This is a genomic window from Nostoc sp., assembly GCF_036917465.1.
GTDB lineage: Bacteria > Cyanobacteriota > Cyanobacteriia > Cyanobacteriales > Nostocaceae > Nostoc.
In genome coordinates this window covers 67,514-81,184 of record NZ_JBALDL010000067.1, presented here as the reverse complement: position 1 = coordinate 81,184, position 13,671 = coordinate 67,514, and the positions used below count along the sequence as shown (strand labels likewise).

The 13,671-nt window shown below is 40.6% G+C and carries 10 protein-coding genes and 2 pseudogenes; 6 read left to right on the top strand and 6 right to left on the bottom strand.

Going from position 1 to position 13,671, the window contains the following annotated elements:
* Positions 1–95 precede the first annotated feature (95 nt).
* Positions 96–395 (top strand): hypothetical protein, encoded by a 300-nt coding sequence (locus V7K38_RS15510; RefSeq protein WP_334859048.1) that lies wholly within the window; start codon positions 96–98, stop codon positions 393–395.
* A 43-nt stretch (positions 396–438) separates the two neighbouring features.
* Here the strand turns inward: V7K38_RS15510 and V7K38_RS15505 are convergent, their stop codons facing one another.
* Positions 439–807: a CU044_2847 family protein gene (locus V7K38_RS15505; RefSeq protein ID WP_334859046.1), complete on the bottom strand. Its 369-nt coding sequence runs from the start codon at positions 805–807 to the stop codon at positions 439–441.
* Between the two features lie 144 nt (positions 808–951).
* On the opposite strand from V7K38_RS15505, the gene V7K38_RS15500 reads away from it, so the two are divergent.
* The gene (locus V7K38_RS15500; protein WP_334859043.1) at positions 952–4,488 is read left to right on the top strand and encodes an nSTAND1 domain-containing NTPase; all 3,537 of its coding nucleotides are present in this window, start codon (positions 952–954) and stop codon (positions 4,486–4,488) included.
* A gap of 46 nt (positions 4,489–4,534) precedes the next feature.
* Here V7K38_RS15500 and V7K38_RS15495 read toward each other — a convergent pair whose 3' ends face one another.
* On the bottom strand, positions 4,535–5,575 hold the full coding sequence (locus tag V7K38_RS15495) for a C1 family peptidase (RefSeq protein WP_334859042.1): 1,041 nt from the start codon (positions 5,573–5,575) through the stop codon (positions 4,535–4,537).
* Positions 5,576–6,003: 428 nt separating this feature from the next.
* Between V7K38_RS15495 and V7K38_RS15490 the strand changes: the two genes are divergently transcribed.
* The 3 genes from V7K38_RS15490 to V7K38_RS15480 all read left to right on the top strand — a co-directional run bounded on the left by V7K38_RS15490 (position 6,004) and on the right by V7K38_RS15480 (position 8,996).
* The gene (locus tag V7K38_RS15490; protein ID WP_334859040.1) at positions 6,004–7,293 is read left to right on the top strand and encodes a glucose-1-phosphate adenylyltransferase; all 1,290 of its coding nucleotides are present in this window, start codon (positions 6,004–6,006) and stop codon (positions 7,291–7,293) included.
* Between the two features lie 66 nt (positions 7,294–7,359).
* A complete protein-coding gene (locus tag V7K38_RS15485) occupies positions 7,360–7,869 on the top strand; it encodes an AAA family ATPase (RefSeq protein ID WP_334859038.1) in 510 nt (169 codons plus the stop codon).
* Between the two features lie 122 nt (positions 7,870–7,991).
* A complete protein-coding gene (locus tag V7K38_RS15480) occupies positions 7,992–8,996 on the top strand; it encodes a DnaJ C-terminal domain-containing protein (protein WP_334859036.1) in 1,005 nt (334 codons plus the stop codon).
* 274 nt (positions 8,997–9,270) lie between these two features.
* Here V7K38_RS15480 and V7K38_RS15470 read toward each other — a convergent pair whose 3' ends face one another.
* From V7K38_RS15470 to V7K38_RS15460, 3 genes are all read right to left on the bottom strand, one after another.
* Positions 9,271–9,924 carry a glutathione S-transferase family protein gene (locus tag V7K38_RS15470; protein ID WP_334859034.1) on the bottom strand — a complete coding sequence of 218 codons (654 nt, stop codon included), beginning with the start codon at positions 9,922–9,924 and terminating at the stop codon, positions 9,271–9,273.
* Between the two features lie 57 nt (positions 9,925–9,981).
* Positions 9,982–10,518, bottom strand: coding sequence for a peroxiredoxin family protein (locus V7K38_RS15465; RefSeq protein ID WP_334859033.1), 537 nt, complete (start codon positions 10,516–10,518; stop codon positions 9,982–9,984).
* Positions 10,519–10,673: 155 nt separating this feature from the next.
* On the bottom strand, positions 10,674–11,285 hold the full coding sequence (locus V7K38_RS15460; RefSeq protein WP_334859031.1) for a peroxiredoxin: 612 nt from the start codon (positions 11,283–11,285) through the stop codon (positions 10,674–10,676).
* Between the two features lie 131 nt (positions 11,286–11,416).
* Here V7K38_RS15460 and V7K38_RS15455 point away from each other — a divergent pair.
* Positions 11,417–13,139, top strand: a pseudogene (locus V7K38_RS15455) (amylo-alpha-1,6-glucosidase); the annotation flags it as partial.
* 41 nt (positions 13,140–13,180) lie between these two features.
* On the opposite strand, the pseudogene V7K38_RS15450 reads toward V7K38_RS15455, so the two are convergent.
* Positions 13,181–13,588, bottom strand: a pseudogene (locus V7K38_RS15450) (transposase); the annotation flags it as partial.
* Positions 13,589–13,671: the final 83 nt, after the last annotated feature.

Here is a 13,671-nt window from a genome sequence, read left to right as displayed (position 1 = left end):
TATTATTTCTGCACAAAGATACGCGATAAAAATCTATAAATTTGATAAGTTAGGGTAGGCAACAATTGTCTACCCTTTTTATCAAGGAATTACTGATGAATTATCAGAAACTAGATGCCGCTCTTGCTACAGCGCTGAATGATGTTCAAAATTCAGAAGAACAGAGTTTGGGGGTTTTCATCCATACTGAACCAATTTTAGATTCTGCTGCAACTGCTGTTTTAGAAAGTGTAGGCATTAGTGGTGTTACCAGTGGCAAAGATGTTTTCACGGCAACACTGTCGCCCAATGCCATTTCCCAGTTATCAGAGCAATCTTGGGTGAAATATTTGAAGCGATCGCAGCAATTGCATTTGGTTAATAGGAGAATAAATATAGGGAAGCTGGGTGTTTAATGGGCATAGCTTACCCCTAAGCTACGCGGATAATTTTTTGCAGTTACTGTGGATCGGGTTGTTTTTCTGCAAACTTACACTTCACCTCAATTTGCAGATTACTTTCAGCTGAACCTTCGGTAATGTAAGGAATACCAGCTTTCCCACCCAACTTAATGCCAAATGTAAGTTTTACCTCTTCAATCTCAGCAGTATCAAAGTCTTTAAAAGCACTAAGAGCATAAATAGTATAAGAGCGAATCATTTGCCGAGCTTGTTGCATCCGAGCGATCGCATCTGTTCGCACATCCTTGTATTCTATGCCATCGTCGTCTTCTTCGATTTCCTGAGTTATTTCGGTGGCTGTGACGTTAATCTCAATCTGCTCAATTTCCCCGTCTGCTTGGAAAAATAGTTGCTGTACTTCTGACATGGGCTACCTCAATTAAGTTTTGTAACGTATCTGAATAAATTTCAGCTTGCTTGCAGAAAAATAACAAATGGTATTGTTTCTAGTAACACAGCCATCATTGTGTCTGTCAAGATTATCCCGCATTTACCAATTAAGGTGTGTTAAATGGCACGATACGCGCTTGTTATTGGCATCGCCGAATATCTCAGCCCATCATTACCGCGTTTGTCGAAGACTATAAATGATGCTGAGGCGATCGCGCAACTCTTAGAGCAGTATGGTGATTTCCAGTCTGTACAAAGACTACCTCAGCGCTGGAATAAGGATAAAAACGGCTATGAAATGGCAGCGTCAAAAGTTACTGGCGCTCAACTTGGCCAAGATTTGAGAACATTTTTACTAGAGCAAGCTGCTAATAATGAAGCGCTGATTTATTTTAGCGGACATGGTTTCACTATTTCCGACAATTTAGGACAACAAAAGGGATATTTGGCAAGTTCCGATTGTCAGATTGAATTTAAGGAAAATGAAAATGTTGAACAAAAATATGGCATTCCCCTAGATAGCCTTAACGAATTAATTCGAGATTCGCAATTGAGTAGTTTAGTGATGCTACTCGATTGCTGTCATAGCGGCTATTTCTTAGAAAGACAATTAATAGAAAAAACTCTTAACGCTTTCAGCTCGCAAAAGGATTATTACTTAATTACGGCTTGTCGTGGCTTTGAACGCGCTGGAGTAATTAAGAGTGAAGAATACAGTATTTTCACAGGTGCAGTTGTTAAGGGATTAACGGCAGAAAATGTAGGTAGTAGTAGGCGAATTAGTGGCGATCGCTTATTTGATTTTGTCAGCAATGAACTTAAAGGTTCTGTACAAGAACCTATTCGCATGGGTTGGGGACGTTCGATTACCTTAGTGACTTATCCCCAATTAGATATTACCACAGTAGTCAAAATTGCTTTCAATCAGGAAAATCCTTATCGGGGACTTTATGCTTTTGAATCAGAACAAGCGCAATATTTTTGTGGACGAGATGAAGCAGTTCGCACACTAATTTCGCGTTTAGCAGAGAGTCGATTTCTGGCTGTAATTGGCTATTCAGGTAGTGGTAAATCTTCCTTAGTAAAAGCGGGTTTGTTACCGCAACTGAAAGGCGATCGTCTCCCCGGAAGCAGCAAATGGAAAATCATATCTTTCACACCAGGAGAACACCCTTATGGAAAATTAGTTGATATTTTAGTTGGACAACAGCAGCAAAATCAGCCACATATATTGTTTATCGATCAATTTGAAGAAATATTTACCCTTTGCCAAGACGATGAAGAACGCAAAGCTTTTATTCGCTTAGTAGCAGAGGAGGTAAAAACGACTGAGAGACAAGCACGCATAATTTTGACAATTCGTGGTGATTTCTTAAAACGTTGTAATGACTATTCAGAAATTATTACTCTTATTAATAGTGTTCCTCCCACGACATTCATTGTACCACCGATGTCTTTTGCTGAGTTAGAAGAAGCAATTGAAAAACCAGCAAAGTTACATGGCGTGAATTTTGAACGTGGTTTACTGTCGCAAATTACTAATGATGTTGTCACCCGTCCCGGCGCATTACCTATATTGCAATATGCGCTTAAGGAATTGTGGCGAGTTTGCATTGAAGAACCTAAATCACCAGAACCGCTTTTGACTCGCAAAAGCTATGAAGAAATTGGCGCGGTTAAAGGAGCTTTAGACAAACGAGCTACAATTGTGTATCAAAGCTTAACAACTATAGAAGATCAAGCCTTTGCGCGTTGCTTGTTTATGGAATTGGTTCACTTAGGTGAAACTGGAGAAGTAACGCGGCGGCGTGCTAGCTTGAAGAGATTAGAAGAAGTTGCAGATTCACCACAACAATTGCAAAGGGTTGTAAGATTATTAGCAGGTTATCAACAACGTTTAATTATCACCGATCAAGATACTGTAGAAGTTGCTCATGAAGCACTTTTATCTGAGTGGAAATTATTAAATACCTGGATTGCTGAAAATCTGGAGAATATTCGTCTGAGTCGTTCTTTAGAGGAAGATTGTCAGGAATGGGTACAAAGATTTAATAAATCGGATGAAGCACTGTTGGCGGGTGCAAAGTTGGCTGTAATTTCTGAGTGGGTGAATAAGACTCAGCCAAGACTTACGCCACAAGAAACAGAGTTTTTGCATAAGAGCTTGGAGAAGCGAGATAGACAAATTGAAACTCAACTAGAACAAGAACGTCAATTGCGAGAAGCGGCGGAAGCCAGAGCCAATGCGGAAGGGGAAAAAGTTAAACAAGAAAAAGCAAAAGTTAAAGCTGAAAGACAAAGAACTCAAGCATTTGCAGCTTTAGCAGCAGTATCAATTGCATTAGCAGGGTTGTGGGTTAAATCCGAAAAGTACAATGGAGAAATAGTCAAAATGGGAGAAATCAATGCATTGATTAAAGTGTCTCAAACATTACTTGATGCCGATAAGCAAATTGAAGCATTAATGGCAAGTGTGCAAGCACTACAAAAATTAAAAAAGGTAGATGGTAAAAACCTTGAACTACTCAAGCAGCTGGAATCCATTATCTATACTGTGAAAGAGCATAATCGATTAGAAGGTCATAAAGATAAAGCTTGGGGTGTGAGTTTTAGTCCTGACGGTAAAATAATTGCATCTGGTGGTGCTGACGGTATTATTAAAATTTGGGATAAAAATGGCAAGTTCTTATACGATATTCCAGGTCATACAAAAGGTGTTTGGAGTGTAAGATTTAGCCATAACGGTAAACTTTTAGCTTCTACAAGTCAAGATGCCACAGTCAAGCTTTGGGATATAGAATCAAATAAATATAAACTCATAAAAACTTTTTTCGGTCATAACGATACCGTTTATGATATTGGTTTTAGTCGAGATGATAAAATCATTGCTTCTGGTGGTAAAGATGGAATCATAAAAGTTTGGCGGACTGAAATTGAAAAGAATTCACTTCAAGCAATTGGAACATTAGATGTCAAAGCTATCCTGCAAAAAGAGGGGTATGATGTGAATGAAACTCCTCGAATTAATAGTCTGGACTTTGATCCTAATGACAGTTCTAAAATCGCTTATGTAAGTTATGATGGTAGTGTTAGAATTTGGGATTGGCAAAGTAATAGTTTAGAAAAAGTTGGTACACATGGTAATCAAATTGTATATATAGTCCGATTCAGTTTGCAAAGAAGAAATTTCTTAGCTTCTGCTAGTCAACTAGGTACAATAAATATTTGGAATATTAAAAATAATCAAAAAAAATTAATGGCAGAAATCAAAAATGCTCATAAGGGGATAATATATGGATTAGACTTTACTCCTGATGGTGAAATACTCGCTTCTGGAGGTGATGATGAAACTGTAAAATTATGGAATATAGATAAAGCTATAAAGGGAGAAAATTCTTTAATAGAAACTCTACAAGGACACACTGCTAAAGTTAATCGGCTAGAGTTTAGTCGTGATGGGAAGATAATTGCTTCTTCAAGTAATGATAGAACTGTAAGACTTTGGAAATGGCAGCAAGTGACTTTCATAAATAATGTAACTCCTGATGCAGAAAACTTGTTAAAGTATAGCTGTAATTTTTTAAAAGAATATTTACAAACAAACAAAAATATACCAGACTGGTTGAACGTTCAATCGGGTAAATGCTCTGTTGACTAGAATAGAAGAAATTATTGCTTAGAATAGTACTTGATCTGTGAAGTCTCTACTTTTTTACGGTTTTTTTAGTAGTATTTGGTTTTGTTTGATGAGTAGTATTATTGCGCTCTTGTCCTTTTTGTATTCTTATAAGAGGCTTAGGATCATCTGGCTGTGGTTCGTCAGTATCACCTTGGAGAATACCATCTTGAGTTACTAAACCAAATTTACTTTCATCATTCCACTCATTCTTCAGTAATGACCACCAGTCAGTAGCTAATCCGTGTAAAAGATACTCATAGGGTAGCCAACCATAACCTTCTTGTCCCCAATTTTCTCCCCAGCAGTTTCTGATTAAGAAAGCTCCTTTATTTGGGTGAGATTGAAGGCAATTAATACTTGACTTATAGTTAGGATTATCTATTAACTTATTATCATCGTAACCAACAGCAACAACTGCATGACCACCTACTACTTTTTCACCTTGAGTTGGATAAGGAATTTCACCAGTTTTTTTAGTGTTCTGATGATGAATAGAGCTATATGCCGTAAACCCAAACATCGCAGGACAGCCAGCATCTAAAAAAGATTTTATTTTAAATAAAACTTCCTCTTTGGAAAATTGAGGTAAGTCCAGTCTAAAATATTGAAGCGATTGGTAATTTTGGGCATAGGCATAGCAAAAAGCTGATGGTTCTGCGTCAAAATTATCAATTTCATAAGGCCAATATTCCTCTGGAGGTATACCAAAAAGTGCCATTGCTTTCATTGTGAAGCGTATGGATGCTCCAGTGTCTCCAGTTAGGTGCATCAATTTGCGTGTAACCTTGTAGAGAAAGAGGCTTGAGGCATCTATGTATTCGCCCATTACCTTCCTTTCAAAATATTCTACTAAGGCAATGCCAGCCTGTGCAGTGCATGAATCCAGTTTTCCTTGATCTTCAATTGGAGAACACCATTGCCGCAAATCGACCGATTTCAATAGAGATTCTATATCATTATCTTGTTTTCCGTTCTCTATTTGTAGAGTGGCTGTAATGGGTTTAATTTGCAAGTCATCAATGATATTCTTTATGTAATAGTCCCTAAAATCTGGACGATCTGGCAACCAACCCATTCTAAAGTTTGGCATTTGTCTGTTATCCTTTTTTTAAAATATTAGAAAGTTACCTTAATAGGTCAATTTTAGATGACTGTAAGTGAATACACTATAAAAATAATGTTTTACGGATTACACATATAACTTTTTTAGATTTATTTTTCTAACGAGGTTTGTTATGGATTACTTACCCCTTCCCCTTGCAAGCTCTCTCTCACAGACATAAAATTTCCACGCGAGGGTGGTCAGTCGAAACTTCCTACACTTTTAGCTCAATTAATACAAGTCTTCTATCTTTCTACTTGTCAACCGTAGCATCCATACACTACCAGCATTCTGTAAAATTCATCCCAAAGAATCAGACGATCCCCCTTACCTGTGGTGGCAGACAGTCCTAAACTGAATATGAGAGTTGAAAGGCAGTCGGGAGAAATTTTGTGAAAAAAGTATTATCAATCATTCTTGGTGGTGGTGCGGGTACTCGACTTTACCCCCTAACCAAACTCCGCGCTAAACCAGCAGTACCAGTAGCGGGTAAGTACCGCCTAATCGATATCCCTGTTAGTAACTGCATAAATTCCGAAATTTTCAAAATCTACGTCCTGACACAGTTCAACTCAGCTTCCCTGAATCGTCACATTGCCCGTACCTATAACTTTACTGGCTTTAATGAAGGTTTTGTGGAAGTCCTAGCTGCACAACAAACACCAGAAAACCCTAACTGGTTCCAAGGTACAGCCGATGCTGTGCGTCAGTATCTGTGGTTAATGGAAGAATGGAATGCAGACGAATATCTGATCCTCTCAGGAGATCACCTCTACCGGATGGATTATCGCCAGTTTATCCAGCGCCATAGGGAAACAGGAGCTGACATTACTCTCTCAGTTATCCCTATCGATGAGCGCCGCGCCTCAGATTTTGGCTTGATGAAAATTGACGATTCTGGTAGAGTCATCGATTTTAGCGAAAAACCTAAAGGTGAAGCGTTAATCCAAATGCGTGTTGATACAAGCATACTGGGATTATCAAAAGAACAAGCCCAGCAACAGCCTTACATAGCCTCAATGGGGATTTATGTCTTTAAAAGAGAGGTTTTGTTCAAATTGTTGAGAGAAGGTATAGAAAGGACTGATTTCGGCAAAGAAATTATTCCTGATGCCTCTAAAGATTACAACGTTCAAGCTTACCTTTTTGATGACTACTGGGAAGATATTGGGACAATCGAGGCATTTTATCATGCCAATTTAGCCCTGACTCAGCAGCCCCAGCCACCTTTTAGTTTTTACGATGAAAAGGCTCCAATTTATACCCGCGCTCGTTACTTACCTCCTAGTAAACTATTGGATTGCCAGGTAACAGAATCAATGATCAGCGAAGGTTGTATTTTGAAAAATTGCCGCATTCAACATTCAGTGTTGGGAGTGCGATCGCGAATTGAATCTGGTTGCGTCATCGAAGAATCTTTGCTCATGGGTGCAGATTTTTACCAAGCCTCTGTAGAACGCCAATGTAACGTAGAAAAAGGTGACATCCCTGTAGGTATTGGTACTGACTCAATTATTCGCGGTGCCATTGTTGATAAAAACGCCAGTATCGGTCACGATGTCAAAATTATCAATAAAGATAACGTCCAAGAAGCTGACCGTGAAAGTCAAGGTTTCTATATCCGTAGTGGTATCGTTGTCGTGATGAAGAATGCTGTAATTGCTGATGGAACAATCATTTAGTCATTGGTCATTGGTCATTAGTCATTAGTTATTCAGAAAGGACAAATGACAAAGGACAAATGACAAATGACTAAACTATTTTTGCTGATTGGTCTTCCAGGTAGCGGTAAGTCAACTTTTGCAGAACAATTACTGGCAGAATGCCCCCAGATGTCGCTGATTTCTACAGATGCCATCCGGGGGCAATTATTCGGTTCCCAAGCCCTTCAGGGGCCGTGGCTGCTGATTTGGCGGCAAGTAGAACGGCAATTTCAGCAAGCTATTTCTACAGCAAATACAGCCATTTTCGATGCCACTAATGCCCAGCGCCGCCATCGCCGAGAAGTCATTGCTTTAGCCCGTGAATTGGGCTTTACCCAAATTACGGCAATTTTGGTGGATACACCAGTCTGGTTGTGTTTAGCACGGAATAAAAAGCGATCGCGCCAAGTTCCAGAAGAAATTATTTTGCGGATGCACCGTCAACTCCGGGATGCCCCCCCAAGCCTGGAAGAGGGGCTAGACGGGCTGATCCGCTTATCAGAAAAATTGGAGTACGGAAATTGCGATCGCACTTTGAGCGAGAACCACACTTGATTTTCTATATTCTTTGTTAATTTAAAATCAGATTCTTTTGCTTGGCACTATAGCTAGCAATTAAATATCTATCTGCGATCTTAAAAAAAAACATAACAGGAATTTCTATAGGAGGCTAGTAGATGGCTGCAACCGACTTCAAAGACTATTACGCAATTTTGGGAATTAGTAAGACTGCCACTCAGGACGAGATTAAACAAGCCTTTCGGAAACTAGCCCGCAAATATCATCCTGATGTCAACCCAAATAACAAACAGGCAGAGGCACGCTTTAAAGAAGTTAGCGAAGCCTACGAAGTTGTGTCAGATGTAGACAAACGCAAAAAATACGACCAATTCGGTCAATATTGGAAGCAAGCTGGTGAAGGTTTCCCATCTGGCGGCGGTGTTGGTGTCGATATGGGTGGCTTTGACTTTAGTCAATACGGCAATTTTGATGAGTTCATTAATGAGTTGCTAGGACGCTTTGGCGGTGCTAACCCTCGCGGTGGAGGTGGGCGGCAAAGTTACTCTTATCGCCCTCCTACAGGTGCTACAAGTGGTTTTGGCGGCTTTAACGATTATGGGTTTCAAGATCCAGGTGCGGGTACTTCCCAGGATAGCGAAGCTGTAATCACCTTAACGTTTGCTGAAGCATTTAACGGCGTGCAAAAGCGCTTCAGTTTAGGTAACGAAACAATTGATGTTCGTATCCCATCTGGGGCTAAACCTGGTACTCGTCTGCGTGTACGGGGTAAAGGTCAAATCAACCCGATGACTCAACAACGAGGGGATTTATACTTAAAAGTCGAATTTCAGCCCCACTCGTTTTTCCAAATGGAGGGCGATAACTTGGTATGCGAAGTAGCAATCACACCAGATGAAGCTACTCTGGGAGCCTCTATTGATGTACCTACTCCTGATGGTTTAGTTAATGTCAAGCTACCAGCTGGAGTGCGTTCCGGTCAATCGCTGCGTTTACGTGGCAAAGGTTGGCCCCTCGCCAAGGGTAGACGCGGCGATCAGTTGGTGAAGGTGGCGATCGCACCACCAAAAGACCTCAGCCAACAAGAGCGAGAATATTATGAAAAAATCCGGGCTATACGCACTTATAACCCCCGCAGTCATTTGCAGCAAGTTAAGCTGTGAAAATTTTAGATTGTAGAGACGGTAAATTTACCGTCCACCTATTAACGATTCATCTCAACAAGAATAAAAATGTTCTAACAAAATCTTTATGTAGCAAACGGTCAAGGTGGCGATCGCACCACCAAAAGACCTCAGCCAACAAGAGCGAGAATATTATGAAAAAATCCGGGCTATACGTACTTATAACCCCCGCAGACATTTGCAGCAAGTTAAGCTGTGAAAATTTCGGATTGTAGAGACGGTAAATTTACCGTCTCTACATCTAAGTAGAAATTTACCGCGTATTTCTCGCTATTATGACAGATTTCAACGTTTCCATTGCCTCTGGCGTAGTATCGGTAGCTTGCCACGATGGACGTGCAATTAAGCGATCGTGCCAAGCATTGAGTTTTGGATAATCACTTAAAGAAATCCCTATACTTGGCAGCACAGTTACTACGGTTCCAGCCACAACTTCGGCAAGAGTGAGATTGTGACTAGCAAAGTAAGGGCGATCGTCAAGTAAATTTTCAAAAAACTTCAGCACTGTGGGAATTTTTTGCTGTGCCTTCTTGATTTTTTCTGGATCTCCTCCAGGCAAGCCGAGTAACTGAGGTAAAAACCTCGTGGTTGCTGGCAAAAGCTCATTCACAGTTACCAGTTGTACCATGCGGGCGATCGCTAAATCCTTGGCATCTTTAGGCAACATTGCAGGTGTGGGATATTTTGCCTCTAGATAGTCCAGAATTGCTAAAGATTCTACTACATTAAAACCGTCATCCACCAAAGCTGGAATGTGGTGGAAGGGGTTAATTGCCAAAAAATCTGGTTTAAATTGTTCCCCATTCAGTTTGATTTCTACCAATTCAAACTCAAGTCCTTTTTCTAGTAGAGTAATCCAGATGCGGCGTGAGTTGGGAGAAATCGGCATGTGGTAAAGTGTCAGCAAGAGAAAACCTCACAGCTTGATAATTAGGGCAGACATTGCCAATTTTACACTTTATACTCAATGAAATTGTTCTAACAAAGTTTCGATACTAGCATTATGATCAAAAAAAGAAAATAAATGCCAGTAACTAAGTTTCCCTTCTTTATCTAATACAAATTGGGCTGGTAAAGGCGCTCCCAGAGCTTGTCCTACTTGATAAGTACGAAATACTCGACAACTAGGATCGCTCAACAACGGCATTTTTAAGCCTAAATCCTTCACAACAATTTGGCTCTGCCTTTCATCGGTACTAGTAATCATTAAAACTTCTATACCACGATTTTTAAATTGCTCATAGTTGTGATTCAAAGCTTTGATATGAGGAAAACAAAATGGACAATATTGTTTTTCAGTAAAGATCCGAGTAAAGGCGAGTAACACTGGTTGCTTGCCTTTATAATCAGACAATTTTACTAAAGTACCGTTGGTAATATCTGGCAGTTGAAAATCAGGCGTTCCTACTCCTAACCTGAGTTTATTTATAGCTGGAACTGGTAAAAAATTGCGGAAGAAGCGTTCATTTAATAAGCCACTAAAATCAGTTGAAGTCAACATATTTATTAACCCTGATGATTTAAATACTATTTTATGAAAAAACCACAGATAGATACAGAGGTTGACACGGTTTCATGTATCTCTCTATTTATCTGTGGTTTTCATTGATTTTGCTCTCAACTCCAACAACTTGGATTAGAGTTTGCTAAAAAAATTTAGACAGCAGAGAAGTAAACTTTAGACTTCACTGGATCAGGATTCATTGTCTTGTCACCAGGTTTCCAACCAGCTGGGCAAACTTCATCAGGGTGAGACTGAACATACTGAATTGCTTGTAATGTCCGCAGGGTTTCATCAACGCTGCGACCAAAAGCTAGGTTGTTGATGGTAGCGTGCTGTATGATACCATCTTTATCGATAATGAACAGACCACGCAAGGCAATGCCAGCTGCTGGATCAAGAACGTTGTAAGCAGCGCTAATCTCTTTCTTGATGTCTGAGACTAGAGGATAATTCAAGTCGCCAACACCACCAGACTTACGATCTGTTTGAATCCAAGCGAGGTGGGAGAATTCACTGTCAACGGAAGCCCCAAGGACTTCAGTGTTGATTTTCTTGAATTCTTCGTAGCGATCGCTAAATGCTGTGATTTCAGTAGGACAAACAAAGGTAAAGTCTAGTGGGTAGAAAAATAGGACGACATACTTACCGCGATAATCGGAAAGTTTGATTGTCTTAAATTCCTGATCTACCACAGCCGTTGCTGAGAAATCGGGAGCTTGTTGGCCAACGCGGATGCTTCCTTCAGTTCCGTAAGTAAGGGACATTAACCTAATTCTCCTTTATCGGTTTAATAGCGTTGGAATTCGGGTCAAGTCAAACTCGCCCATCCACGCTTTTACAGTTTAATTACGATCTGTTACGACTATATCATACTCATAACGATTTTGAGTAACCAATGCCTGATTTAGATACAAGAGAATGGTTGCTTACCAATGGCTTAGGAAGTTTTGCCAGTGGTACGATTTCTGATGTCCGCACACGCACTTATCACGGTTGGCTATTTACTGCTACAAACCCACCTTCTGGACGGACTCTGCTGTTTTCACACCTAGACGCTAGCTTAGAAATATCTGGGGGTGTTGTAGCACTAGGGACAAATGTTTGGGGTAACGGTCAGATTGAACTGACAGGCTACGAACTGTTGCGCTGTTTTGATATTAACCCAGTTCCGAAATGGATTTGGGGTCGAGATAACTGGCAATTAACCAGACAATTGGTGATGCCTTATGGCTTAGTGGGGACTGGGGACTGGGGTTTGGGGACTGGGGACTGGGGACTGGGGACTGGGGACTGGGGACTGGGGATTGGGGACTGGGGACTAAGAACGAGGAAATGGAAATAGGAAAGAATACTTCTCAATGCCCAATGCCCAATGCCCAATTGTCCAATCGAATTTTAATCCAATATCGCTATGACGGAAGTGAGACAGCAATTTTACGGTTGCGGCTACTGATCGCAGAACGTGATTTTCACCACCAGCAAACTGCTAGTTCAGGATTACAGTTCTCAGAATTGCTTGGGCAACAGCAAGTCTGTCTACAAGCAAAAAAATTGGGTAATATCGGTATACCTTGGCACTTGCGCTGGACACAAGGAAAATATCAATCAGATGCAGTTTGGTATTGGAATTATGGATTGTCTGAGGAGACAAAACGGGGATTAGGTGACAAGGAAGACCTCTATAGTCCTGGTTACTTGATAGTCACACTGCAACCAGGAGATACAGTCACTCTAGAAGCACAAGTAGGTTTTCCAGACTCGATGGCAGATGTTCTCACCTCCGACACCTTTGCAGAAGCCGTGGAAGCAGAGCAAGACCGACTCTCCCAGATTTTTGGATGGAGTGAGGGGAGCAGGGAGCAGGGAGCAGGAGAGAAGAAATTTTCCCTCATGCCCCATGCCCCATGCCCTATGCCCCATGCCCTATGCCCCATGCCCCATGCCCAATCTGGCAAGAACTACTCAAAGCAAGCGATCGGTTTATCGTCCATCGAGCCTCAATTACAGGCCCCACAATCATTGCTGGTTATCACTGGTTTAATGAGCGAGGACGCGACATATTAATTGCCTTACCTGGGTTGGCACTAGTTCCACAGCGCTTTGACCTGGCAAAAGCAGTATTACGGACTTTTGGGCATAACTGTCGCCACGGTTTAATGCCTAATGCATTTCCTGATGTCGATGGCGAACCACTTTATAACAGCATCGATGCCGCGCTATGGTGGATTGAAACTTTAGGACTTTATTTAGAAGCTACCGAAGACTGGGAGTTTTTGGCAGAGCAATTCCCCATAGTTCAACAAATCCACAAAGCCTTTGTTGGTGGTACACGCTACAGTATCCAGGTTGATGCTATTGATGAGCTAATTAGTTGGGATGCTCGTGGTGTAGCCCTCACCTGGATGGATGTGGTCATTGGGGTACATCCTGTTACTCCTCGTTACGGTAAGCCAGTGGAAATCAATGCGCTATGGTATTCAGCTTTATGTTGGCTAAGTCGGTGGGCAGAACGCTTAAGCCAGCTTAAGTTTGGCGATCCAGTGCGTCTTACTAAACAAGCACAGCGTTATGCTCTGCAAGCAGAAAAGGTTAAAATCTCGCTACAAAAGTTCTGGAATCAAAACTAGTGTATATCAAACAACTAGCTTATATAGCAATCCTAAATCATTTGTGAGAAATTACCGTACTCATTCAGCTTAGGAAAGTCAAAAATTTGACCATTGACGGCTAGCTCAAATAATGCTTTAACTACAGAAAAAGAATGACAGAAAAAATAAAACTCTCTAATCAATTTTTTTGCTTGTAACCAAATATCTTCTACGGGATTTTGTTGTGGAGCATTTGGGGCAAACCGTTTACAAGTTATCAACCATTGTTCCTGTTCAAGCTGACGATTCAAAGAGTCTAAATAGTCTTGAATTGCATTGGAACGATGATAAGAAGCTCCATCCAAAATTATTAAAAGATTAGCTCCTGGACGCTGTGATTGAAGATATTCCAAGAAATTTATCGTGTTTTGGGAGTCTCCTTTTTTAGCTGCGTAAGTTATAAATTCGTGGGTAATGATACTACCTTTCACAGTCTGAAGTTAAGAATCAAAACTAAAAAAGCTATTTTAGAAGTTAAAAATGTAAATGACAATAGCCCTAT